The following is a 23,275-nucleotide window of genomic DNA, read 5'->3' on the forward strand; positions in this document are numbered from 1 at the left end:
TGGTGTTACCTCCCTTTAGCTTTACGATACTTCCGCACCATCCGGTACGAGTGTTCCAGCATCGGAATGCGTTCGTGGAACTCCTCACTCGTCATGCCCGCGAACAGAATGTCGATGATATGCAGCTGCGCGATGCGCGAGGCCATATCGCCGCGGCGGATGCCCTCCTCCAGCGAGGAGGCGAACAGTCGAATGTCCGCCAGCGAAGCGAGACGGTTCGCTCCCACCTTCGTCAAGGAAATGGCGGTCGCCCCCTGTTCCTTCGCGCACAGCAGCGCCTCGATCGTCTCCGGCGTCTCGCCGGAATAGGAGATGGCGAAGGCGACATCCCCCGGTCCGAGCCGGGAAGCCGATGTAATCTGCATATGCGGGTCGGAGAAGCAGGATGCCTGCTTGCCGATGCGAATGAGCTTCTGATAGAAATCCAACGCCACGATTCCGGAAGTGGCCATGCCGTAAAGATCGGTTTGCCGGGCATGAAGAAGCGCCTGCAGGGCCTGCTCCAAGGTCTCCAGATCCAATAATCCGGTCGTATCGGAGATAGAGCGGATATGGTTGGTCTCGATAGCGGCAATGATGTCTGGCAGCGGGTTGCCTGCAATGATGTCTTGGTAAGTGAGCGGTACGCTTTGCTGTGCCAGATCGGCGGCGAGCTTCGTCTTGAAATCTGGATATCCCCGGAAGAGGAGCGATTTGCAGAATCTCGTCACCGTCGCGGGCGAGGTGCCTGACTGTTCGGCCAAATCCGTTATGCCCATCGACACTACATTTCCCGGAAATTGCAAAATGTAGTCGGCTAGCTTCCGCTCCTGCGGGTGATATTCTTCGAATTTTTGCCGGATCGCCTGCAATATTGTGGACAAACCAATCATCCTTTTACGGTTAGATAGAATGAAAAAAATTTTGATAATTTCATGCTCTGTCATGAAAATTATTATTTCACTCTTATCATAGTCAATCGGTACAGAGATTACAAGGCGGGGGGAAGGAAAGACACAAATATCTCGAATTGTTGCCCGAATCCGGGACGGGGGAGGAGGTCTGAAATGATATAAAACCAAGCTATCGCTATAAGGAAAGATGAAAGGGGCTGTCCTCTAAGTCGCTTTTACCCGCACAGAGGCAACCCCGTCCCTGCTTCTCGCGGCTCAACCTGCCGGAAAAAGGTGCAAACATCCAGTTCCTTTTAGGACGTTCAAAGCAGGCGCTTAAGATTCGGCCGCGAGCTGGCGCTGATCCCGGAATTGGCGCGGGGACAACCCCATCCGGTTCTTGAAGGTGCGGTAGAAATAGGAGTAGCTCTGGAAGCCGCACATCTCGGCAATCTGCTCCAGCGGCATGTAGCCATGCAGGATTCGTTCGCAGGCAAGCGTAATCCGTACCTGGATCGCGTAATCCATAATCGACTGCTGAAAGGTCTCCTTGAACACATGGGACGCCCGCGATACGCTCAGTTGAACGGAATCGGCGGCATCCTGGAGCGAGAACGGCTCGGTCGCATGCACTTCGACATATTGCTTGATGCTGTGAGCGAGCTGCGCCGTCCGGTTCATATTCACGAAGGAAGGGTGCGTACGTTCCGTCAGCGTCCGCTCGAGCATCCCGAAGAAGGCGAAGGTGAGATGCTTGACAATATCGTTCACCTTGATCGAGCCGAAGAGGCGCTGCTCCTGCATAATCTCCCGCCAGAGGGACAGCAGATGGTCGTCGATGCCGATCGCGGACTTGCCGGGGCGCTCGCGCTTCGACCACCATTGTTCGACCCAGGGGCCGTTCAGAATCATATAATAATCGAGACTGTGCACTTTGCGAAGCGGATCGGATGCCTCGGGATTGCGGTAGCCAATCTTCAGATCATAATATTCGCCCGGGCTGAGCATCAGGAGATCGCCGGGCTTCAACTCCTGGTACCCTCCGTCGAGCCACGTGTGGCCGCTGCCCTCCAGCTGGATACGGACCAGGTAGTGCTTCAGATCGGGAATGACGAGCGTCATTGCTTTGCTGTGCCGGGCATGCCCGGCGAACAGCAAGGAGATGTCCGGTCGCGGTTCACTGGATTGAGACATGTGCATCCCCCTTCTTTTTATGTTGTCACATACATCGATTATATCAGACAATAGCAAGATTGTTCATGTAAAAAAGATATCCTTCATTCACAGCCCGGATACAATGTGGCACAATGAATGAGTCCGATGTAAACCTTTTCAGAGGAATGCGCGGCGAATAAATAAGGCAGCCTATCCAATATTGAATTTAAAAGAGGTGCTTGGTCCATGAAAATCGGAGTTCAGCTTTATACGGTGAGAGACGAGACCGAAAAGAACTTCATCGGCACGCTGGAAAAAATAGCGGAGATGGGCTACGAAGGCGTGGAATTTGCCGGTTACGGCGGACTGAAGCCGCAGGAACTGGCGGACGCCCTCAAACGGCTGAATCTCGCTGCCGCAGGGTCCCATGTCAGCATTGAGCAGCTGGTCGAACACCTCGACGAGCAGATCGAGATGAACACGGCGATCGGCAACCGGTACATCGCATGCCCGTGGCTTCCGGAGTCCCGGTACAACTCTCTCGAAGCGCTGCTGCATACGGCAGAGCAGTTGGCGAATGCATCCGACCGGCTCGCCGAGCATGGAATTAAGCTTGGCTATCATAACCATGATTTTGAATTTACGAGAAAACTCGGAGACGATACGGTATACGATACATTGTTCCGGATCGTTCCCGCAGAGAAGCTCTTCACGGAGCTAGATGTCTGCTGGGTGCAGTATGCCGGGTACGACCCGCTTACTGTCATTGCAAGCTGCAAGGGACGGATTCCGTTGGTTCATTACAAAGATCTGCGGCGCGATGAGCAGGGACGCCCGCTCACTGTCGAACTGGGAGAAGGCGAACTCGATCTGGTCGCCATTGCCGGCGCGTCGAAGGAAGCCGGAGCGGAGTGGCTTATTGTCGAGCAGGATGAATGCCAGCGCCCGAGCCTGGAGAGCATCCGCAACAGCAGACAATGGATCAAGAACAATCTGGGGTGCTGAGACGGCGGTCACGGAGCATCATTCATCTTATGCAAATCGCAATCCCGACTAACTTATATGAATCAACGCCTACAGGAGGAGAATGAATATGTCTAACATCTACAAGATCGCAATTATCGGCTGCGGTGGAATCGCGAACGGCAAGCATATGCCAAGCCTCAAGAAGCTGGACAATGTGCAGATGGTCGCGTTTTGCGATATTATTCCGGAGCGTGCGGAGGAAGCCAAGGCGAAATACGGCGCGGAAGGCGCGAAAGTATATACCGACTACAAGGAGCTGCTAAAAGACGGCAGCATCGACATCGTTCACGTCTGTACGCCGAACGATTCCCATGCGGAGATTACGATTGCCGCCCTGGAGAGCGGCAAGCATGTCATGAGCGAGAAGCCGATGGCGAAGACGGCCGCCGACGCGCGCCGCATGGTCGAGGCCGCGAAGCGCACGGGCAAGAAGCTGACGGTCGGGTACAACAACCGCTTCCGCTCGGACAGCCAATATTTGAAAAAGCTGTGCGAGGACGGAACGCTGGGCGACATTTACTATGCGAAAGCTCATGCGGTTCGCCGCCGCGCCGTTCCAACTTGGGGCGTGTTCCTCGACGAAGAGAAGCAAGGCGGAGGACCGCTCATCGATATCGGCACGCATGCGCTTGATTTGACGCTGTGGATGATGAACAACTACGAGCCCAAGATCGTGCTCGGCTCCTCTTTCCACAAGCTCGGAAGCCGTCCGAACGCGGCCAACGCATGGGGCTCCTGGGATCCGGAGAAATTCAAGGTCGAAGATTCCGCCTTCGGCATGATCGTCATGAAAAATGGCGCAACGATCGTATTGGAATCGAGCTGGGCGCTGAACGTGGCCCAGTCCGGAGAAGCGAAGTGCACGCTGTGCGGCACCGAGGCCGGAGCCGACATGTGGAACGGTCTCAATATCAACGGCGAGAAGTACGGCCGCCTGTATGATCAGAAGATCGAATTGACCGCCGGCGGCGTAGACTTCTATGACGGAGAGGCCGAGAACGCTCCGGATCTGGAGATGCGTCTCTGGATCGACGCCATCGAGCAGGATAAGACGCCTGTCGTAACGCCGGAGCAGGCCTGCGTCGTTTCGGAGATTTTGGAGGCCATTTACGAATCGTCCCGTACGGGCAAAGCCATCTATTTCGACTAAGACCTGGCTTGGCATTCAATCACCCATAGCCTGGACGGCGAAGACATTCATGAGGAAGCAGCAGAACTGAAGGAGGCAGCGACGTGAAACTAGGCGTATTTTTGGTACTGTACGGACAATTGTCACTGGAAGAGGCGCTCGATACGGTAGCGGCCAAAGGAGTCGAAGCGGTAGAAATCGGAACAGGAGGCTACCCGGGGAACAAGCATTGCAATCCGCACGAGCTGCTGGCTGACGAAGCGAAGCAACGGGCATTCAAGGAAGCGGTCGAGTCCCGGGGATTGATCATCAGCGCGCTGAGCTGCCACGGCAACCCGCTTCATCCGCAGAAGGATATCGCCAAGGCATACCATGACGATTTCATGGCGACGATCGATCTGGCGGCAACGCTGGGCGTGCCGGTCGTCAACGGCTTCTCCGGATGCCCGGGGGATCATGAGGGCGCGAAGTACCCGAACTGGCCGGTAGCGCCATGGCCGAACGATTACCAGGAGATTCTGGACTGGCAATGGAACGAGAAGATCATTCCTTATTGGAAGGAAGTCGGCAAATATGCCGAGGATCGGGGCGTCAAAATCGGATTGGAGCTGCACGGCGGGTTCTCCGTGCATTCCCCGGGGACGATGCTTCGCCTGCGCGAAGCGACCTGCGAAGCGATTGGCGCCAACCTGGATCCGAGCCATATGTGGTGGCAGGGCATCGATCCGGTGCAGGCGGTCCGCATTCTCGGCAAGGAAAACGCAATTCATCACTTCCATGCGAAGGATACGACCATCGATCCGATCAATGTGAACAAGCATGGGGTTACCGATATGCAGTCGTACACGATGATGCTCGATCGGGCTTGGCAGTTCCGGACCGTAGGCTATGGGCATGACGTGAAAACGTGGGCGGATATCGTCAGCGCGCTTCGTCTGGTCGGCTACGATTATGTCGTCAGCATCGAGCATGAAGACGGCTTGATGTCCATCGACGAAGGCTTCACCAAAGCGGTCCAGAACCTGCAGCCGCTCCTGATGAAAGAGCCGCTCGGCGAGATGTGGTGGGTGTAGGCCGCCGCAATCGGCGCAACTGAGGATCCGAACATACAAGCAAGAAGGCGCGATCCGCAAGCCCGCCGTCGACCCGGTGCATGGCGGGCGAATGCGGGACGCGAAAGGAGCAGACAACGATGACACACCGACGCAAAGTGACGATTTGGAATGAATACCGGCATGAGCAGCACAACCCCAAAGTTGCCGAAGTGTACCCGAAGGGCATTCATCAGGCGATTGGGGAGGGCTTGGGCTCCGGTTGCGATATCCGCTACGCGACCCTGGACATGCCGGAGCACGGCCTGACCGAAGAGGTGCTGAACGATACCGATGTGCTGATCTGGTGGGGGCATATGGCTCACCACGAAGTGGATGACGCGATCGTGGAGCGCGTCCACCAGCGGGTTCTGCACGGCATGGGGCTTATCGTTCTGCACTCCGGCCATTTCTCCAAAATCTTCAAGAAACTGATGGGAACCGGCTGCGATTTGAAATGGCGCGAAGCGAATGACAAGGAGCGGTTATGGGTCGTGGCTCCGAACCATCCGATTGCCGAAGGCATCGGGGAATATTTCGAGCTGGAGCGGGAGGAAATGTACGGCGAGCATTTCGACATTCCTCAGCCGGACGAACTGGTATTCGTCAGCTGGTTCACGGGCGGCGAAGTATTCCGCAGCGGCTGCTGTTACCATCGCGGCATGGGCAAAGTGTTCTACTTCCGTCCGGGCCATGAGACGTACCCGACGTATTACAACGAGAACGTGAAGCGGGTCATCGCCAACGCGGTCGAATGGGCGGCGCCGGCGAAGCGGGCTTATCCGAATTACGGCAATGCGAAGCCGCTGGAACCGATGAGCTGATTCGCAGCGCGGTACCATTGAAGAAGAATACGCAGATGAATGCCTTGGGCAGGGAGAAGGACAAGCTCCGTTCTTTCCGCCCAGGGCTTTTTTTGCCGCATCCGGGATGAATCCGGAGATGGCCGCCTGCGCGCTGCAGGAGCGCCAGATGACGGAAGGCGTCAGCATGGGCGGGGTGAAGAGGTAAGGGAGCCGATCCGCCCCTCCGGATATTGGAGCATGATCCGGCCGCTGCCGGGTGTACGGAATCTATCCCAACTCCGCTGGTCAGGGGAGCTGGCGGGATGCTCGGGGAAGGGGGCCGATGTTCAACGTTTCCTCAGAGCCTGGCTGAGGCTGTATGGAGAATCCCGGGTCAGGACGGACCGGGAGACGCGTAGCCGGCACACCTATGCAGCACACCTATGCAAAAGCGAATGCAGCCGTTACAATGAGGTATAGAATAGATGAGGTGATTGCAGTGACAGAATGGTATGAACGAAGCTTCGGCCGCGATTATTTGCTCGTATACCGCCACCGGGATTTTCAGGGCGCGACGCAGGAAGTGCACGGGATGATGGAGTGGCTTCGGCTGCCGGCGTCCGCATCGATCCTCGATTTGTGCTGCGGCATGGGCAGACATGCGCTGGCTCTGGCGGAAGCGGGCTACCGGGTCACCGGGGTAGATTTATCCGACGTGCTTCTCGAGGAAGCGATGGCGCATGATACCCGCGGCCAGGTGAAGTTTTTGCGCGGCGATATGAGAGAGCTGCCTGTGGAAGGACCGTATGATGCGGTCGTGAATTTATTTACGTCATTTGGTTATTTTGCAGACAATGCGGACAATGCCCGCGTCTTTCAGGAGATTCATCGCGTCTTGAAGCCGCAGGGCCGCTTTATCGTCGATTTTCTGAACCCGTCCTATGTCCGGGAACATCTGGTGCCGCATTCGGAACGGCTGGACGGCGGTACGCGCATCGAGGAGCGGCGCCGCATCGAGAACGGCTTCGTCAAGAAGGAGATCGCGCTGACGGACGCGTCCGGCGGAGAGCCGCGACACTATGAAGAGCGCGTCCGGTTGTATGAACTGGCGGATTTTCGGCAAATGATGGAGGAGGCGGGGCTTGTCATCGACCAGGTCCATGGCGGCTATGACGGCGCCGCCTACGATGAGGGACAGTCCAAGCGCATGATTATGGTTGGTCACCGGCCATAGCGGCCGTTCGGCCGCATCCCCATCGGCTTCCACCGTCTTGCCGGCGGCGCTGATCGGTCTGGAAAAGGACTTTGGCCGGATGGATTCGCGGAGTGCTCCCGGAGTCAGTTCCCGGGGAGGAAAGCGAGGTATACATAGATGAGCGATATTCGACATACGCAGGAGGGAGGGGACCGTCCGGTCCAGCTTCACCGTCCGGTCGACGGGGTGCTGCAGGCGCGCATTCCGGTTCCGTACTCCCTTCGCTGGGTGAACAGCTATATCTTAATCGGGCCGGAAGGCTATACGATTGTCGATCCGGGCCTCGGAACCGTAGAGGCGGAAGCCTGCTGGGCGGCGCTGCTGGGCCAGCTCGACGGGCCCGTCGCCCGTATTGTCCTAACCCATTACCATCCGGATCATCTCGGGATGGCCGGGCGGCTGCAGCGGCAGCTGGACATCCCGGTATCGATCTCGGAGACCGGGTGGGAGCATGCGCTGCGCATGTGGGGGCCGGGCCAGCGGATGTCCGAAGCGATGATGGCCTTGTTCGCGGAGCATGGCGTTCCGGCCCCGATCGTCGCGTCCATTGAATCGCATATGGACGGCTTCCTTCCGCTCGTCGCGCCGCTGCCTGAGGTGGAGTTCCTCGGCGACGGCGAGCAGGCCGAGTTCGGCGGCCGGACCTGGGACGTGCTGGAGACGGCCGGGCATGCCCCCGGGCATCTCAGCTTCTATGATGCCGCCAGCGGCTTGATGCTGGCAGGGGATCATGTGCTGCCGCAGATTTCGCCGAATGTGAGCTATATGCCGGGGAGCGACCCGCAGCCGCTCCAATCGTATTTGGAGGGCCTCGCGAGGCTGAGGGGCCTCCAGGTGGAGCTGGCGCTGCCGGGACACCGCCATCCGTTCCGCCATTATGCGGCCCGCATCGATGAGCTGCTGCGGCATCATGAGGAGCGGCTGGCGGCCATGGCGGCGCTGCTGGCGGAGGGAGCGCGCACCGCATACGACGTATGCGTGGAATGCTTCGGCAGCCCGGAGCGCCTCACCCTCCATCAATTCCGCTTCGCGATGGGGGAAGCGCTCGCTCATCTGCTGGAGCTGGAACGGCGGGGGCAGGCGCGCCGGACTTCGCCGCCCGCATCCGGGCCCATCCGCTTCCGCTCCGGCTGACACAATGAGAGTCTCTCCTAACCATTGCGAAAAGATTGGTTCGGCCACCCGAACATAGATTGTAGACGGGAAAGGGTCGGCGCGTAAACCGAGATTGTGCAAGTGGAAAAAACGGCGGCGCGTACATCGAAATTGTGCAGGCGGGAAAAGGGCGGGGCGTACACCGAGATGTCCAAGCGTGAAGAGGGTCGGCGCGTACACCGAGATTTGTGCAAGTGGAAAGAACGGCGGCGGGTACACTGCAGGCGGGAAAAGGGCGGCACGCAAAACGGTGGAGAATGGGATGAGGCAGTGAAATCCTGCATGGAGGCAGCAATTTTCCCTCTTTCAGCCCCTCTGTGATGAAATTGCTGCAAAAGTACAGTATTTTCATTGATCTTTGTCCTTAACCAAGCAAATCATCCGAAATTGATGCAGTTTTGCAGCAATTCCCGTAACCGAGCGCACGTCATATAGAAATGCTGCAGATTTACAGCATTATCAGTAGGGTCGGCCTTGCGTAACAGGGGCAGGGCGGTCTCGTTGCGTGCTGACAATGACTCACGGGAGCCTCTGCCGTGCAAGCCCTCAAGCCCGGTCCATCGGAACCGGGCTCTGTTCGCGTTGACAGCGTTCCGGAGCTCCCGGAACGGCGGCGGATTACGGCTCCAGCGCCTTCATTTCTTCCTCGCGCTCCGCCTGCTTGCGGTGGGCGATCCGGCTGCTGGCCGCCGCGGCGATGGCCCCGACGATATCATCGAGGTACGTATGAATCTGGCCGTCGCTTTTGTCATTCAGCTTCTTGAGAATGCCCGGCTTCATTTTGTCCACATAGCCGTAATTGGTGAAGCCGATGCTGCCGTAGACGTTCACGATGGAGAAGGCCAACACTTCATCGACCCCGTACAGGCTCTCGTCGTTCTCGATCATTTCCTGCAGGGCCGGAATAAGCTTGCCCTCCTCCGCCAAAATATCGAGCTGAATGCCGGTCAGCACGGCATTCTGCACTTCCCGCTTCAAAAGCACCTGCTCGACGTTAAATTTGCAATATTCCATCGTTAGCTCCGGGAAGTATTGCCGCTGCAAAAACATGACCAGCTCGGCGATCTGGTCCACCGTAATACCCCGCTTATGGAGCCATTCGCGAGTGGCTTTCTCGATTTTATCACTGTCCAGACTATAGGGCTTTTTCGCCTCGGCGGGCATGTTCATATCTGTCGGTTGATTCATCGTTGAGCACCTCTTTTTTGTTCATTTCCATAGCGTGCGGATTCGCCACCACACTTATGTATTCGACGCCGCTCACCCATAACCTTCCTTCCTGCCATGAAAAACGCCGCCATCCAAATCCGGCCCAACAACTTGTCATGAAGCGGACAGCCTGCTCGTATACATAGGACAAACGGGGGGAGACTTCACCGTCTCCTGCAACGAACTTGAAGGAGGTTGTATCGCTCATGAGGCGGACAAGTGGTTGGCGGCAAGGAAGTCTGGCGGTAATACTGACACTCCCTTTTCTATTGAGTGCCTGCGGAGGCGGCGACGGGGCCATTGACGCGCCTCCGCCTGATATCGAGGCGAGAATGATAACGGAAGCGGAAGGCGGAGCGGGGTCCCCCGGCACCAGCCTCACTGGGCAGGAGGATGCTCAGACGAACGCCAACATGACGGTCTATCTGCGGGATCGGAACGGATATCTGGCCCCCATCTCTTACCAGTGGGATGCGGCAGACGCGAAGAGCCTCGCGCAAGCCTCGCTTGAGCTGCTCGTGAAGCAGGGGCTGCACAGCGCCAAGCTTCCTGCCGGATTCGAGGCGGTGCTGCCCCAAGGGACAGGCGTTACGAATGTGACGCTGAAGCCGGATCAGAAGCTGGCGATTGTGGAGCTCTCGAAGGAGTTCGCCAGTTATGAACCGGCAGAGGAACGGCAGATGCTGGAGGCGATCACGTGGACGCTCACTTCGCTGCCCGACGTGGAGAACGTTCAGTTGTGGATGGATTCACATAAATTGAATGAGATGCCGAAAAACGGCACCCCGCTGGATATCCCGTTGAACCGCCAGTTCGGAATCAACGTGGAGAAATCCGAGTCGGTCAATTATTTGCGCTCGATGCCGGTAACGCTTTATTTCTCCAGCTACAGCGAGGAGGGCAAGTCCTACTTCGTGCCGGTCACCCGCCTCGTGGAGCCGTCCGACAATCCAATCGAGGCGACGCTGAAGCAAATTATTGCGGGGCCGCTCAACCCGAAGACGCTGGAGCGGGTTGCCTCCGAGGAGACGACCGTCAGCGCGGTTGCCCAGGAGGGCGATACGCTGACCGTCGATCTGGCCGATACGATGTTCGAAGCGGGCGAGCCCGTGCCGGCCGAGCTGCTGAAGGCCGTCGTGCTGTCGCTGACCGAGCGGGAGGGCATTGCCAAGGTGAGAATCAAGATGAACGGCAACGCGGATATTCAAGGTACCGATAAGAAAAACTATTCGGAGCCTGTGGCTCGGCCTGTCATTAATCCGGCCTGGAAAGGCTAGAACAGGTGATTTTCGCCAGGGTCTTTGATAGAATAAGAAAATGTTCCCTATCGGACGACAGAGCAATGTCAGGAGGCATAAATTCATGAGAAGCAACGGACGACAGGCGGATGAGCTCCGCCCGATTACGATTCGGACGAATACGAATAAATACGCGGAGGGCTCGGTCCTTATCGAGGTTGGCGACACGAGGGTCATGTGCACGGCGTCGATTGACGAGAAGGTTCCCCCGTTCATGAAAGGCCAGGGGAAGGGCTGGATTACGGCGGAATACTCGATGCTGCCCCGGGCGACGCAGGTTCGCAATCAGCGCGAATCGGCCCGCGGCAAGCTTACGGGTCGCACGATGGAAATACAGCGGCTGATCGGGCGCGCGCTCCGTTCGGTCGTCGATCTGCATGCGTTGGGCGAGCGCACCATTACGCTCGATTGTGACGTGCTGCAAGCGGACGGAGGCACGCGTACGACTTCGATCACCGGATCTTTCGTTGCGATGGCGATGGCGGTCGACAAGATTGCAACTCAGCACAATCTGTCCAAGTTCCCGATTACCGATTTTTTGGGCTCGGTCAGCGTAGGCATCCTGCAAGGGAAGACGCTGCTCGACTTGAACTACGATGAGGATTCGACGGCCAAGGTCGATATGAACGTCGTCATGACCGGCAGCGGCAAGTTCGTGGAGGTGCAGGGCACGGGCGAGGACAGCCCGTTCTCGCGTCAAGAGCTGAACGATCTGCTGGCCGCGGCGGAGAAGGGGATACTGGAAATCGTCAAGCTGCAGAAGGAAGCGCTCGGACCGATCGCTGACAAAATTACCGCGTAAGCGCAAGCATCCGAAGGAGAGACAGTGAAGCCATGAGCACAGGGGAAGCCATGATACCGCAGCAAGATACGATGATTATCGCGACACAGAACCAGGGCAAGCTGAAGGAATTTCAGCTTGCCTTCCAATCGATCGGGAAGCGCGTGCTCAGCATGGCCGATTACCCGCATCTGCCCGACATCGAGGAAGATGGCGACACGTTCACGGCCAATGCGCTGAAGAAGGCGAAGACGATGGCCGAAGCATTGAATCTGCCGGTGCTGGCCGATGATTCCGGCTTGTGCGTCGATCGGCTGGACGGTGCTCCGGGCGTCTACTCGGCCCGCTACGCGGGCGGGCATGGGGATGATCAGGCCAACAATGCCAAGCTGCTGGCGGAGCTCGGGAAGCTTCCTCCGATGGACACGGACGCGGAAGCTCCGGCCGGATGCCGTATTCTCAGCCCGGCCCGGTTCGTATGCGTCCTCGTCTTGTACGATCCGGCGCGGCAGTCTTTCGTCGAGGCCCCCGGGACCGCTGACGGGTATATCATCGACCAGCCCCGGGGCAATCATGGATTCGGCTATGATCCCCTCTTCTATCTCCCGGAGCTGGGCCGCACGATGGCCGAGCTTGCGCCGGAGGAGAAGGAGCGCATCAGCCATCGCGGCGCAGCCATCCGCCGGATGCTGGATATGCTTCGCACCGGGACGGCCTGACCCGTTCATACGGGGGAGAGGAAACGGAGGATACCGTTTTTTTAGACTGCTTTTTTAGACCGTATCGCTTGCCGCGATGCGGTTTTTTATTTATTTTTATATTTTCGATAAGATTACTATGAATTAATACTAGGCAACGAGCGGAAAATATGAGAAAATACGGTCAACACATATCGAGGAGGATGGTTGACGATGACGGATACACCCCGCTCTTACGGATTGGAGACCTTGGCGATTCATGCCGGACAGGAGGTTGACCCGACGACCCTGTCGCGCGCGGTGCCTTTGTATCAGACGACGTCGTACGCGTTCCGGGATCCGGATCACGCGGCCGATCTGTTCGCGCTGAAGGAATTTGGCAATATTTATACTCGAATTATGAATCCGACGACCGATGTGTTTGAGAAGCGGGTTGCCGCCCTCGAAGGGGGGGCCGGCGCGTTGGCTACCGCTTCCGGGCAGGCCGCCATCACATATGCGATCCTCAATATTGCCGGCGCCGGCGACGAGATCGTATCCGCCTCCAGCCTGTATGGCGGAACGTATAATTTATTCTCGACGACGCTGAAGAAGCTTGGCATTACCGTCCGCTTCGTCGATCCAAGCGTTCCGGACAATTTCCGCCAGGCGATTACCGATAAGACGAAGGCGCTGTACGCCGAGAGCATCGGCAATCCGAAGGGCGACCTGCTCGATATTGAGGCGGTCGCGGCCATTGCCCATGAGCATGGCTTGCCGCTTATCGTGGACAATACGTTCCCGAGCCCGTTCCTGCTCCGCCCGATTGAACATGGCGCCGATATCGTCGTTCATTCGGCGACGAAGTTCATCGGCGGACACGGCACTTCCATCGCCGGCATTATCGTGGACAGCGGCAAGTTCGATTGGTCCGGAGGCAAGTTCCCGGGCCTTACCGAGCCGGATCCGAGCTATAACGGCATTATCTACACGGAAGCGGTCGGTCCGGTCGCCTACATCACCAAGGCACGGGTGCAGCTGCTCCGCGATATGGGAGCGACGCTGTCGCCGTTCAACGCGTTCCTTCTCCTTCAAGGGTTGGAGACGCTGCATCTGCGCATGGAGCGCCACAGCGAGAACGCGCTGCGCGTAGCGCAGTTCCTGGAGGCGCATGATGCCGTCGCTTCGGTCAGCTATTGCGGGCTGCCTAGCCATCCTTCCTACGAGCTGGCCAAGAAATATTTGCCGAAGGGACAAGGCGCGATTCTGACCTTCGAGATTAAAGGCGGCGTTGAAGCGGGCCGCCGCGTCATCAACCATGTGAAGCTGCTGTCGCATCTGGCCAACGTCGGCGATTCCAAGTCGCTCATCATCCACCCGGCCAGCACGACGCATCTTCAGCTGAGCGAGGAAGAGCAGCTCGCGGCCGGGGTGACGCCGGGCCTCATCCGGTTATCCATCGGAACGGAATCCATCGATGATATTTTGAACGATCTGGATCAGGCGATTCGGGCAAGCCAATCCGAATAAGCCGGAGACCCGGCTAGACTTTGCGGTCTAGCCGGGATAAGACAAAGACACACGCCGCGGGGCGAGGAGCCCGTTGGCGTGTGTTTTTTGTTTCTTGCCGGGGAGCGGGGGGACTGCCGATGAGACGTGCCGTCACCAGGCGACCCGGATATTGTATTCGCGCAGCCAGCTGTCCACTTGAAGCAAATAGGCGAACAGCTGCGCCCCAGACATCAGCTGCCCGAACCAAGGAAGATGGGAGCTCGCTTCTTCGGATGCGGCGATCTCGCGGATGCGGTCCGCTTGGATGAACTGATGCAGCGGCGATGCGGGATCGTCGAGCCGAGCCAGGGCTTGCCGGCGCACGGCCTGCAAATAATTCGGATTATGCGTTTTCGGGTAAGGGCTTTTTTTCCGGTACAGCACCTCGTCCGGCAGGACGCCTTCCAGCGCCTTGCGGAGCACCCCTTTTTCCCGGCCGCCATACATCTTGATGCTCCACGGGATATTGTAGACGTACTCGACAAGCCGATGATCCGTATACGGAACGCGCACCTCCAGTCCTACCCCCATGCTCATCCGGTCCTTGCGATCGAGTAAGGTCGGCATGAAGCGGGTAATATTAAGATAGGACATCACCCGCATCTTGGCGGCCTGCGCCTCTTCTCCCGGCAGGGGCGCCACTTCCCGCACCGCGTCGGCATAGCGGTCAGCGACATATTCTTCGGCGCGAATCTGCTTCGCCACCTCCGGATGAAGCAGGCTGGCGCGGAGCGGAGTCGCCAGCGCCCAAGGAAAGGTGTCGGCGTTCAACGCCTCTTCCCTGTGGAACCACGGATAGCCGCCGAACACCTCATCCGCCGCTTCGCCGGAGAGGGCGACCGTGGCCCCTTTCTTGATCTCTTCGCAGAAGAGCAGCAGGGAGCCGTCGATGTCGGCCATTCCGGGCATGTCGCGCACACGCACCGCCTTCTGCAGCGAGCTGACAAGATCCGGGGTATCGAACTGTATCCAGTGATGGGCCGTACCAAGCGATTCAACCATGCGTTGAATCCATGGCGCGTCCGCATTGGGTTGAAAAGCATGAGCTTTAAAAAATTTGTCATTATCGACGTAATCGACGGAATACGTATGGAGTTGGCCTAATCCGCGGCGTTCGTAGTGACGGACGGTCAAGGCCGTCAACGCGCTGGAATCCAGGCCTCCGGAGAGGAAGGTACAGACCGGCACGTCGGAGACGAGCTGGCGCTCCACGGTATCCTCCAGCAGCTCGCGGACCCGCTGCGCCGTCTCCTCGGCGGTTGCTTCATGCGGCATGCTCTGCAACGTCCAGTACGGCTGAATGCGGATGCCATTGCGGTCATAGCGCAGCGTATGTCCCGGGCGAAGCTCGGCCAGATCGCGATATACCCCGTGTCCGGGTGTCCGGGCGGGGCCGATCATCCATACTTCAGCGACGCCTTCCCCGTCGAGCGCCGGCTCGATATCGGGATGGGCGAGCATTGCCTTCGGCTCCGAGCCGAACAGGAGGAACCCATCCCCCCGCGCGTAGAAGAGCGGCTTCACGCCGAGCCGATCGCGGGCCATGTACAGACGCTGTTCCGCATCGTCCCATATCGCGAATGCGAAAATGCCGTTCATCCGCTCCACGCAGCTGTCCTTCCATTCCTGGTAAGCGACGAGGAGCACTTCCGTGTCGCATTGGGTCCGGAAGCGGTAGCCGCGGCTGGCCAGTTCATCTCTCAGTTCCTTCGTATTGTATAATTCCCCGTTATAAGTAATGGCATAGGTTCCTTGTTCCGTATGGCGAATCATCGGCTGAGCGCCGTTTTCCGGATCAATGACGGACAATCTGCGGTGGCCAAGCGCGCATGGACCGGAAATCCAGGTCCCTTTGGCATCCGGTCCGCGTGCGGATAACGTTTCAGTCATATGCTCCAAGACGCCGGAGTATTGCGTCAAGTCTCTTTTCCAATCGATCCATCCAGTAATTCCACACATATAACGTTCATCCTCTCCGCATCAATCTCTCCCCGGAAGAATGATGAACCGGGTTCATCGGAAGATTGAGATAATAACATGGTTATGCGGAAAACAGCATAAGATGTATGTCCATCGGGAGAAGATAAAGAAAAACTCCAGACCACATTGCCGGCGGCCATCGCGGCAGACGGAGCTGGAGCAAGAAAGGGGGATGGCCATGGAACGGCGCAGAATGTACGTGTCGGTCCAGCGGCGCACCATATTTTCGGACCCGGAAGCCGAAAGCTATGAGTTCAAGGTGGACGCCAGCGAGGAGGAAATACAGCACCTGCAAGGCCTGATGGATCAGCTGGGGAAAGCGGAGACCGATGTCATCAGCAATGTTCTGATCCTGACTCCGCTTGAGGCCGAAGACATGATGAACGTTCCTTATCAGCAGAGGCTGAATGCCGTCTATATGTGTATTCACAAATTGGGGACGTCGGATACGAAGCGGTTCATCGAGCAAATGCTTGATTAAGATGAGACACGACAGGAGGAAGCTCGCATGACATGGAAAGCGACCAAATTCCGGCGTCCGGTCGAAATTGACGGCCGGCTGTGCGCCGAGATTGGCATGATTCCCGCGGATGAGAACGCCACGCCGTTGCTTGCTTAAATCGCGCCTGTGCGCAACGGAGGCTATGAGCTGGTCCGGGCCGTGCGGAACGATGCGGACTATGAGACGGATTGGTTCGACAATCCGATGCATATCGCTTTTGAAGAGTTCGCGGCCGAGGATTTCGGCGCCGACACGCTGGGCGCGGAAGTGAACGGCAAGGATATGCTCCTGGATGCGGCGCTCGGCTCGACCGAGGTCAGGGATGCCGTCGATCATCTGTTCCAGATGGACTAACGATTCGCTCCCTGAGCGAAGCAATCAGACCGCCGGAGGCGAGAACTTAAGGAGGGGAGGTGAACGTTGATGGCAGGCGACAAGGACAACAAAGGCAATAAGTATCAGCAGCAGCCGAATCATGCCGATGCGGTGATCAAGGCCAACCCGAAGCATCCGGCTCAGAAAAACCCGTGGGATGACAGCGGGAGAAAATCCGGCTATGAATAAGGGATACGCGCGCCCGGACCTGTCGCGCATGGCGTGCGGACCGGGCGTCCCGTTTCCGTGTGCTCTCCGTTAAAATACCCGGCCTTCGCGAAGGACCCGTATCCCCATATACACATTCCACACGACGAGTATCAAAGCGATTGCCCCCAAGAGCAAAATAATCCCGATGCTGAAAAACGGATGCACCGCAAAAAGGCTGAATAGGCCTACGACCACAAAGAAGTATGGCAGAATATGCGAAATGAGCGCCCGCCCCGCATGCCTTCTCACATACTCATCGTTCGTTACAAGCATGATGATAAGCGGCAGTATGACTCCGGCAAAAAAGATGCTGAAATAGCTAAGGGAAGCTAATATATAGCGTGTGGACAAAGAATCTCCCTCCTCTCGGATTCCGTTCGTTCGTATGCGTAGTGTGCGCGGCCTTGCATCATTCTATTACCCGCATTCCGGGAAGGCGACTACGGTGCCGCGATGGGCGGCGGAAGAGGCGGCCGGGGTATATGACAGATTTTATCATCCAGGTCTGGAAAATCATTTTGATTTTTTATGAATTCCGGCGCTGTGGTAAAATTAACCGGGACGAACGGGGAGGTGTTGGATGAAGGTATTTCGCATGATGCTCGCCTTCATGGCCTTGTCGCTGGTGACCGGATGCGGCGGCAATGAATTGAAACCGGATATGATACCGCACTACAAGGGGCGTGCAAGTCGGAGATCGTAAAACCGAAATTCTCGCCTTATATGGCGAGAAATATCCAATTTCATCAAGTGACTTGTCCTATGCCTATCAATACGATCTCAAAAACAAAAAGTTCGTGGGGGAAACGGCCGTTTCTGCCTCCCCAAAAGACGCCTATGAACAGATTAGGGCAGAGTTTATTGTTGGCGAAGACGGACGTGTCAAAAAAATATTCCTGTTTGACCTGCATGCAGCCCTATATTTGAAATAGCACCAATCAAAAACGCCCGGCAATCCGGGAAGGATTCCGAGCGTTCCGCTAAGATATGTATATTCAAGGAACTGGCGTCCCAGGAGGGATTCGAACCCCCGACCGACGGCTTAGAAGGCCGTTGCTCTATCCAGCTGAGCTACTGGGACAAAAGTAGATAAACTGTTTTTGCAACATTGATGATTGTATCAAAAAGTCTCTGGTTTTGCAAGGGTAAAATTAAAAAATGGTCTCTATGCATTAAAACGATTTAGGCGGGAGGCGGCACCTCAATAAGATTATCCGTATTTTACTTTTACCATTTTAGTAGAAAGGTTAAAAGGCGGCAGGAAACTACCGAAGAAGACAATTGGGCAGTAACAATTCCGTCTGAAAGAAAGAATTTATGGTTTGCATCCGCTCGATTTGAACAGGCTGTTCATAAAGGGAAGCGGGAAGGGGAAGTCTGAATAGAGTGTCCGGCGGGCCGGGCGGGCCTCTGCGGATGAGTCGCAGGGGGAGAAGTGCACGGCCGCGATATGGTATAATGTCTTATCGGCATGACGGATGCCGCCGCCCCGTATCCCGGATAACTCATACATAACATCGATGATGGCTACAGCAGTCGGCTTGATATAGAAAGAAGGTGCTTGCATGACGGACGATCAGATCCTGCCGAAAAAAAACAATGTCGTTCTGTTTCCGAAAACGCATGATTATTACCAAATCGAATTGACACGCATGCTGGAGTCCGAGCGTTACGGAGAAGCGATCGCGCTGCTCCGCTTCCTCCTGCAATGCGGAGGAGAGGACGATCAGATTAGAGCGGAATGGAACGCGCTGATGCAATGGTTAATAACGGCGTTCCCGGAAGCAGAGCGGGCCGCTGAAGAAGGCTTTCCGCAGGCGGAGCCTTGGGCCGAGGAAGCCGAGGGCAGCGGAGAGACGGAACGGGAGATGTTGAAGCGGCAGATCCATCATAAGCTTCAAGCTGACAGTCAATATATCGCCAGGCTGCTCGCCTCGCTGACCGAAGGCGATATGGATGATCGCAAGCTCCTTGTCCTGGAGCAGCTGGCGGCGGCCGAGGATGATTCTATCGATCCTTCGCTGATTCGGCTATTGGAGAATGAGCCGCTGCATCCTCTGTTGCAATTCGGCATTCTGCAGACGCTGAAGCGCCGGGGAATCGAGGGGGAGGTATTTTTCACCAGGGGCCAGGAACGTGTGGTGGTCGATATTGAAGCGACGCCGCTCGATCTGGAGTCGTATCCTCCGAATGCGGTTGCTCCAGCGGAGCGGGTGAATGAATCCGCCGCGGTGCGGGAGCCTTCGCTTGCCTATTTCGCATCCGAGATGTGGCAGCAGTTCCTCAAACTGATATACGGCACTTCTTTGTACCGCCGCCTCTGCGAAGGGGATGAACGGGAGGCGGACGCTTGGGCGGCCGCGCTGCACCGGATCGTCGCCCGGCTGCTCCATATCGAGGAGGAGGAAGCCGAGGTTAAGACAATCTACGGACTGACCGGGGAGCTGCGAATCAGCTATGAGCGGGCATTGCGGGCCATTACGCGATCGTTGAGCGGGGAGCAGGACACCTGAACCGGCGATGGAATCGGGAATTTCATTCGTCGGCCCCGTTTCTATGAGAGCCGGGGGAAAACATATAATGGCCCATAGGAAATGCCTGTAAGCATTGCCTTGAAAAACTTTTCGTAGTCGGCTATACTATAGTGGTTATTCCGGACGTATAATGGTACACTCTAGCCATGTGATCTTTTTTGGAGGGGAAGGCATAAAATGAAAGCAACCTGGGAAAAAATAGAGAAGAACGTTGGGGTATTGGAAGTGGAGGTCGACGCGGAACGCGTGACGGAAGCGCTGGACCAAGCGTTTAAAAAAGTGTCCAAGCGAGTGAACGTTCCTGGTTTCCGTAAAGGAAGAGTGCCTCGCCCGATTTTTGAAGCGAAATATGGCGTGGAAAGCCTGTACCAAGACGCCATTGACATTATGCTTCCAGAGGCGTATACCCAAGCGGTAAAAGAAACCGACATCAAGCCGGTCGATCAGCCGGAAGTTGAAGTGGAACAGATTGGCAAAGGCCAAACGTTCAAATTCAAAGCCAAAGTAACCGTGAAGCCGGAAGTGAAGCTTGGCGAGTACAAAGGCCTTGAAGTGGAAAAACAATCCGTAGAAGTAACGGACGAAGAGCTTGACGCTGAACTGAAGCGCATGCAGGAGCGTCATGCCGAGCTGATCATCGTTGATGAGGATGTTGCCGCAAAAGGCGACAGCGTCGTCATTGACTTTGAAGGCTTCGTTGACGGGGAAGCATTCGAAGGCGGCAAGGCGGAGCGCTATACGCTTGAGTTGGGCTCCAACAGCTTCATTCCAGGCTTCGAGGATCAACTCGTCGGCATGGGAACAGGCGACTTCAAGGATGTCGAAGTGACATTCCCTGAGCACTACCATGCGGAGAACCTGGCCGGCAAGCCAGCCGTATTCAAAGTAAAATTGCATGAAATCAAGCGCAAGCAGCTGCCTGCCCTGGACGATGAATTCGCGAAAGACGTTAGCGAGTTCGACACGCTTGAAGAATATAAGACAGACCTGAAGCAGCAGCTTCAATCCCGCAAGGAAAAAGAAGCGGAAGGCGCACGCGAAGCGGCTGTCGTGGAAAAAGCGGCTGAGAACGCCGAAGTGGAAATTCCGCACGCGATGATTGAGACCGAGATCCAGCATATGGTGAAAGATCTGGACAACCGCCTGCGGATGCAAGGCATGAACATCGACATGTTCCTGACGCTGTCCGGCCAGACGATTGCGGATCTGCGCGAGCAAATGCAGAAGGAAGCGGACAAGCGCGTGAAGAACAATCTCGTCCTGGAGCAAATCGCCAAGGAAGAGAATCTCTCCATCTCGGACGAAGAGTTGTCTGCTGAATTGGACAAGATGGCCGAAACTTACAAGCGTTCCGCCGAAGAAATTCGCGACATCCTGACCAAGAACGGCACGCTCGACAACCTGCGCGAAGAAGCATTGATCCGCAAGACGATTGCATTTTTGGTGGAAAACAGCAAATAATCCAATCACATACGATTTCGCAGCGTTATGCTGCTAACAGGATAAGGCACGTTTATTTCCAGCGTGCCTTATTTTTTCCTCTGTCGCTCCGTCTCTCCCATCATCGCTTCTTGGCATGTACATAACGTTTCACTGTTCCGTTTCGAGTGGTACATATTTATAGGCAGTCTGACGCATGATGAACATAGGCTGCGCCAGATACATATACGGCTGCCGGGAATAGGCCCCGCTGCCCTACATACACTAGTTGTAACTGTTGTGGAAATGACATCTTGTTCAGAAAATGATAAAATAGAAATGTATAGCTTTGTAAAGAAAAGAGGTCGGTACCATGAATTTAATCCCGATGGTCATCGAACAGACAAATCGCGGCGAACGCTCTTACGATATTTACTCGCGCCTGTTGAAGGATCGCATTATTTTTCTGGGGAGCGCCATTGATGATGATGTGGCTAATAGCGTCATCGCGCAGATGCTTTTCCTCCAGGCAGACGATCCGGAGAAGGATATTCATCTGTACATCAATTCTCCGGGCGGTTCCGTTACGGCGGGGATGGCGATTTATGATACGATGCAGCATATCAAGCCGGATGTATCCACCATCTGCGTCGGCCTGGCGGCAAGCATGGGCTCGTTGCTGTTGACGGCAGGAGCCCCGGGCAAGCGCATTGCGCTGCCGAATAGCGAGATTATGATTCACCAGCCTCTGGGCGGCGTCCGCGGGCAAGCGTCCGATATTAAGATTCATGCCGACTGGATTATTAAGACAAGACAGAAGCTGAACCAGATCTATGTGGATCGAACCGGACAACCGTATGAGAAAATCGAACGGGATACCGACCGCGACTACTTCATGAGTGCGGATGAAGCGAAGGCATATGGTCTTGTAGACAGCGTTCTGCATCCGGGAACTCCCGGTTTGAAGTAAAGGGGGATAGGAATGTTCAAATTTAACGAGGAGAAGGGCCAATTGAAGTGTTCTTTTTGCGGCAAGTCCCAGGAGCAAGTGCGTAAGCTGGTCGCGGGACCAGGCGTATATATATGTGACGAGTGCATCGAGCTGTGCACGGAGATCGTGGAGGAAGAGCTCGGCCACGAGGAAGAGATCGATCTGAAAGACATTCCGAAGCCGAAGGAGATCCGCGCGATTTTGGATCAATATGTCATCGGTCAGGATCAGGCGAAGAAATCGTTGTCGGTTGCGGTGTATAATCACTACAAACGAATCAACAGCCAGAACAAAACCGAAGACGTCGAGCTGCAGAAGAGCAATATTTTGCTTGTCGGGCCGACGGGTTCCGGGAAGACCCTGCTCGCGCAGACCATGGCCAAAATTTTGAATGTGCCGTTTGCGATTGCGGATGCCACGTCGTTGACCGAAGCCGGATATGTCGGCGAAGATGTCGAGAACATTTTGCTGAAGCTGATTCAGGCTGCGGACTACGATGTTGAGAAGGCGGAGCGGGGCATCATTTATATCGACGAGATTGACAAGGTGGCGCGCAAGTCCGAGAATCCATCGATTACGAGAGATGTGTCCGGCGAAGGCGTGCAGCAGGCGCTGCTCAAGATTTTGGAGGGAACGGTAGCTTCGGTGCCGCCTCAAGGCGGACGCAAGCATCCTCATCAAGAGTTCATCCAGATCGATACGACGAATATTTTGTTCATTTGCGGCGGCGCGTTCGACGGGCTGGAGCAAATTATTAAGCGCCGTGTCGGGAAGAAGATTATCGGCTTCAATTCAGATGGCATGCAGAAGGATCTGAAGGCGGGCGAATACTTATCGTTGACGCTTCCGGAAGACCTGCTCAAATTCGGCCTTATTCCGGAATTTGTCGGCCGCTTGCCGGTCATCTCCACCTTGGAGCCATTGGATGAGCATACGCTGGTCCGCATCTTGAGCGAGCCGAAGAATGCCCTGACGAAGCAATATCAGAAGCTGCTGGAGATGGACAACGTGAAGCTGGAATTCGAGCCGGCAGCGCTGGAAGCCATTGCGCTGGAAGCGATCAAGCGGAATACCGGAGCGCGCGGACTCCGTGCCATTATCGAAGGCATCATGCTGGATGTAATGTACGAAGTGCCGTCGCGGGATGACATTACGACCTGCGTCATTACCGAGCAAGTCGTGCGCGAACGAATGATTCCGGAACTGACGACGGATAAGAAGCAGGAGGAAAGCGCCTAATCGGCGCTTTTCCGTCCGTTTCCGGGCATGGGAGAGAATGA

The 23,275-nt window shown here is 56.2% G+C and carries 25 protein-coding genes and 1 tRNA gene; 19 read left to right on the plus strand and 7 right to left on the minus strand.

The genetic code is table 11. The annotated features are described in order from the left end of the window. Positions 1–5 precede the first annotated feature (5 nt). Positions 6–863, minus strand: coding sequence for a MurR/RpiR family transcriptional regulator (locus L6439_RS06275; protein ID WP_168179693.1), 858 nt, complete (start codon positions 861–863; stop codon positions 6–8). A 345-nt stretch (positions 864–1,208) separates the two neighbouring features. Beyond that, positions 1,209–2,066: an AraC family transcriptional regulator gene (locus L6439_RS06280; protein WP_213468868.1), complete on the minus strand. Its 858-nt coding sequence runs from the start codon at positions 2,064–2,066 to the stop codon at positions 1,209–1,211. A 207-nt stretch (positions 2,067–2,273) separates the two neighbouring features. On the opposite strand from L6439_RS06280, the gene L6439_RS06285 reads away from it, so the two are divergent. The 6 genes from L6439_RS06285 to L6439_RS06310 all read left to right on the plus strand — a co-directional run bounded on the left by L6439_RS06285 (position 2,274) and on the right by L6439_RS06310 (position 8,447). Beyond that, positions 2,274–3,032, plus strand: a complete 759-nt coding sequence (locus L6439_RS06285) for a sugar phosphate isomerase/epimerase family protein (RefSeq protein ID WP_168179691.1) — start codon at positions 2,274–2,276, stop codon at positions 3,030–3,032. Between the two features lie 88 nt (positions 3,033–3,120). Next, entirely contained in the window at positions 3,121–4,203 is a 1,083-nt protein-coding gene (locus tag L6439_RS06290; protein ID WP_213468869.1) for a Gfo/Idh/MocA family protein, read from the plus strand. Between the two features lie 83 nt (positions 4,204–4,286). Further along, on the plus strand, positions 4,287–5,255 hold the full coding sequence (locus tag L6439_RS06295; protein WP_213468870.1) for a sugar phosphate isomerase/epimerase family protein: 969 nt from the start codon (positions 4,287–4,289) through the stop codon (positions 5,253–5,255). Positions 5,256–5,374: 119 nt separating this feature from the next. Further along, entirely contained in the window at positions 5,375–6,097 is a 723-nt protein-coding gene (locus L6439_RS06300; RefSeq protein ID WP_168179688.1) for a ThuA domain-containing protein, read from the plus strand. A gap of 460 nt (positions 6,098–6,557) precedes the next feature. Continuing rightward, entirely contained in the window at positions 6,558–7,292 is a 735-nt protein-coding gene (locus L6439_RS06305) for a class I SAM-dependent methyltransferase (RefSeq protein WP_172878991.1), read from the plus strand. Positions 7,293–7,430: 138 nt separating this feature from the next. Next, positions 7,431–8,447, plus strand: coding sequence for an MBL fold metallo-hydrolase (locus L6439_RS06310; RefSeq protein WP_168179686.1), 1,017 nt, complete (start codon positions 7,431–7,433; stop codon positions 8,445–8,447). A gap of 639 nt (positions 8,448–9,086) precedes the next feature. Here L6439_RS06310 and L6439_RS06315 read toward each other — a convergent pair. Then, positions 9,087–9,656, minus strand: coding sequence for a phosphatidylglycerophosphatase A family protein (locus L6439_RS06315; protein WP_172878990.1), 570 nt, complete (start codon positions 9,654–9,656; stop codon positions 9,087–9,089). Between the two features lie 227 nt (positions 9,657–9,883). On the opposite strand from L6439_RS06315, the gene L6439_RS06320 reads away from it, so the two are divergent. From L6439_RS06320 to L6439_RS06335, 4 genes are all read left to right on the plus strand, one after another. Next, positions 9,884–10,954 (plus strand): GerMN domain-containing protein, encoded by a 1,071-nt coding sequence (locus tag L6439_RS06320; protein WP_237096769.1) that lies wholly within the window; start codon positions 9,884–9,886, stop codon positions 10,952–10,954. A gap of 85 nt (positions 10,955–11,039) precedes the next feature. Then, positions 11,040–11,777 (plus strand): ribonuclease PH, encoded by a 738-nt coding sequence (rph, locus tag L6439_RS06325; protein WP_213468871.1) that lies wholly within the window; start codon positions 11,040–11,042, stop codon positions 11,775–11,777. 32 nt (positions 11,778–11,809) lie between these two features. Next, on the plus strand, positions 11,810–12,475 hold the full coding sequence (locus L6439_RS06330; protein WP_213468872.1) for an XTP/dITP diphosphatase: 666 nt from the start codon (positions 11,810–11,812) through the stop codon (positions 12,473–12,475). 192 nt (positions 12,476–12,667) lie between these two features. Then, the gene (locus tag L6439_RS06335) at positions 12,668–13,963 is read left to right on the plus strand and encodes a homocysteine synthase (protein ID WP_168179683.1); all 1,296 of its coding nucleotides are present in this window, start codon (positions 12,668–12,670) and stop codon (positions 13,961–13,963) included. A gap of 132 nt (positions 13,964–14,095) precedes the next feature. On the opposite strand, the gene asnB is transcribed toward L6439_RS06335, so the two are convergent. After that, positions 14,096–15,943 (minus strand): asparagine synthase (glutamine-hydrolyzing), encoded by a 1,848-nt coding sequence (gene asnB / locus L6439_RS06340; protein ID WP_168179682.1) that lies wholly within the window; start codon positions 15,941–15,943, stop codon positions 14,096–14,098. Positions 15,944–16,142: 199 nt separating this feature from the next. Here asnB and L6439_RS06345 point away from each other — a divergent pair, with 199 nt between their 5' ends. The 3 genes from L6439_RS06345 (at position 16,143) to L6439_RS06355 (ending at position 17,030) form a co-directional block, all read left to right on the plus strand. Then, complete coding sequence (locus L6439_RS06345; protein ID WP_168179681.1) at positions 16,143–16,445, plus strand: hypothetical protein; 303 nt, start codon at positions 16,143–16,145, stop codon at positions 16,443–16,445. A gap of 180 nt (positions 16,446–16,625) precedes the next feature. Continuing rightward, positions 16,626–16,820 carry a hypothetical protein gene (locus tag L6439_RS06350; protein ID WP_237096770.1) on the plus strand — a complete coding sequence of 65 codons (195 nt, stop codon included), beginning with the start codon at positions 16,626–16,628 and terminating at the stop codon, positions 16,818–16,820. Between the two features lie 69 nt (positions 16,821–16,889). Next, positions 16,890–17,030 carry a hypothetical protein gene (locus tag L6439_RS06355; protein WP_168179679.1) on the plus strand — a complete coding sequence of 47 codons (141 nt, stop codon included), beginning with the start codon at positions 16,890–16,892 and terminating at the stop codon, positions 17,028–17,030. A 69-nt stretch (positions 17,031–17,099) separates the two neighbouring features. Here the strand turns inward: L6439_RS06355 and L6439_RS06360 are convergent, their stop codons facing one another. Then, entirely contained in the window at positions 17,100–17,402 is a 303-nt protein-coding gene (locus tag L6439_RS06360) for a magnetosome magnetite crystal formation protein family (RefSeq protein WP_168179678.1), read from the minus strand. Positions 17,403–17,631: 229 nt separating this feature from the next. On the opposite strand from L6439_RS06360, the gene L6439_RS29280 reads away from it, so the two are divergent. Then, positions 17,632–17,754, plus strand: coding sequence for a hypothetical protein (locus tag L6439_RS29280; RefSeq protein WP_269155982.1), 123 nt, complete (start codon positions 17,632–17,634; stop codon positions 17,752–17,754). Beyond that, the gene (locus tag L6439_RS06365; protein ID WP_213468873.1) at positions 17,735–17,983 is read left to right on the plus strand and encodes a hypothetical protein; all 249 of its coding nucleotides are present in this window, start codon (positions 17,735–17,737) and stop codon (positions 17,981–17,983) included. The genes L6439_RS29280 and L6439_RS06365 overlap by 20 nt, the downstream gene beginning before the upstream one ends. A 72-nt stretch (positions 17,984–18,055) precedes the next feature. Here the strand turns inward: L6439_RS06365 and L6439_RS06370 are convergent. Together L6439_RS06370 and L6439_RS06375 are read right to left on the minus strand one after the other, a co-directional pair. Next, positions 18,056–18,132 (minus strand) — tRNA-Arg (locus tag L6439_RS06370). 234 nt (positions 18,133–18,366) lie between these two features. Further along, a complete protein-coding gene (locus tag L6439_RS06375) occupies positions 18,367–18,618 on the minus strand; it encodes a hypothetical protein (RefSeq protein WP_213468874.1) in 252 nt (83 codons plus the stop codon). Between L6439_RS06375 and L6439_RS06380 the strand changes: the two genes are divergently transcribed. The 4 genes from L6439_RS06380 (at position 18,617) to clpX (ending at position 23,234) form a co-directional block, all read left to right on the plus strand. Next, positions 18,617–19,564 (plus strand): hypothetical protein, encoded by a 948-nt coding sequence (locus tag L6439_RS06380; RefSeq protein WP_168179676.1) that lies wholly within the window; start codon positions 18,617–18,619, stop codon positions 19,562–19,564. The genes L6439_RS06375 and L6439_RS06380 overlap by 2 nt on opposite strands. Before the next feature lie 198 nt (positions 19,565–19,762). Further along, the gene (gene tig, locus L6439_RS06385; protein WP_168179675.1) at positions 19,763–21,046 is read left to right on the plus strand and encodes a trigger factor; all 1,284 of its coding nucleotides are present in this window, start codon (positions 19,763–19,765) and stop codon (positions 21,044–21,046) included. 331 nt (positions 21,047–21,377) lie between these two features. Then, entirely contained in the window at positions 21,378–21,974 is a 597-nt protein-coding gene (gene clpP, locus L6439_RS06390; protein ID WP_168179674.1) for an ATP-dependent Clp endopeptidase proteolytic subunit ClpP, read from the plus strand. Between the two features lie 12 nt (positions 21,975–21,986). Beyond that, a complete protein-coding gene (clpX, locus tag L6439_RS06395; RefSeq protein WP_168179673.1) occupies positions 21,987–23,234 on the plus strand; it encodes an ATP-dependent protease ATP-binding subunit ClpX in 1,248 nt (415 codons plus the stop codon). Positions 23,235–23,275: the final 41 nt, after the last annotated feature.

It is taken from the genome of Paenibacillus dendritiformis (assembly GCF_021654795.1).
Lineage (GTDB): Bacteria > Bacillota > Bacilli > Paenibacillales > Paenibacillaceae > Paenibacillus_B.

Coding starts and splice junctions, on each gene's coding strand:
- L6439_RS06280 (WP_213468868.1), bottom strand. CDS start 2,066: ATGTCTCAATCCAGTGAACCGCGACCGGACATCTCCTTGCTGTTCGCC.
- L6439_RS06285 (WP_168179691.1), top strand. CDS start 2,274: ATGAAAATCGGAGTTCAGCTTTATACGGTGAGAGACGAGACCGAAAAG.
- L6439_RS06290 (WP_213468869.1), top strand. CDS start 3,121: ATGTCTAACATCTACAAGATCGCAATTATCGGCTGCGGTGGAATCGCG.
- L6439_RS06300 (WP_168179688.1), top strand. CDS start 5,375: ATGACACACCGACGCAAAGTGACGATTTGGAATGAATACCGGCATGAG.
- L6439_RS06310 (WP_168179686.1), top strand. CDS start 7,431: ATGAGCGATATTCGACATACGCAGGAGGGAGGGGACCGTCCGGTCCAG.
- L6439_RS06315 (WP_172878990.1), bottom strand. CDS start 9,656: ATGAATCAACCGACAGATATGAACATGCCCGCCGAGGCGAAAAAGCCC.
- L6439_RS06320 (WP_237096769.1), top strand. CDS start 9,884: ATGAGGCGGACAAGTGGTTGGCGGCAAGGAAGTCTGGCGGTAATACTG.
- rph (WP_213468871.1), top strand. CDS start 11,040: ATGAGAAGCAACGGACGACAGGCGGATGAGCTCCGCCCGATTACGATT.
- L6439_RS06330 (WP_213468872.1), top strand. CDS start 11,810: ATGAGCACAGGGGAAGCCATGATACCGCAGCAAGATACGATGATTATC.
- L6439_RS06335 (WP_168179683.1), top strand. CDS start 12,668: ATGACGGATACACCCCGCTCTTACGGATTGGAGACCTTGGCGATTCAT.
- asnB (WP_168179682.1), bottom strand. CDS start 15,943: ATGTGTGGAATTACTGGATGGATCGATTGGAAAAGAGACTTGACGCAA.
- L6439_RS06345 (WP_168179681.1), top strand. CDS start 16,143: ATGGAACGGCGCAGAATGTACGTGTCGGTCCAGCGGCGCACCATATTT.
- L6439_RS06355 (WP_168179679.1), top strand. CDS start 16,890: ATGGCAGGCGACAAGGACAACAAAGGCAATAAGTATCAGCAGCAGCCG.
- L6439_RS29280 (WP_269155982.1), top strand. CDS start 17,632: ATGAAGGTATTTCGCATGATGCTCGCCTTCATGGCCTTGTCGCTGGTG.
- L6439_RS06380 (WP_168179676.1), top strand. CDS start 18,617: ATGACGGACGATCAGATCCTGCCGAAAAAAAACAATGTCGTTCTGTTT.
- L6439_RS06375 (WP_213468874.1), bottom strand. CDS start 18,618: ATGCAAGCACCTTCTTTCTATATCAAGCCGACTGCTGTAGCCATCATC.
- tig (WP_168179675.1), top strand. CDS start 19,763: ATGAAAGCAACCTGGGAAAAAATAGAGAAGAACGTTGGGGTATTGGAA.
- clpP (WP_168179674.1), top strand. CDS start 21,378: ATGAATTTAATCCCGATGGTCATCGAACAGACAAATCGCGGCGAACGC.
- clpX (WP_168179673.1), top strand. CDS start 21,987: ATGTTCAAATTTAACGAGGAGAAGGGCCAATTGAAGTGTTCTTTTTGC.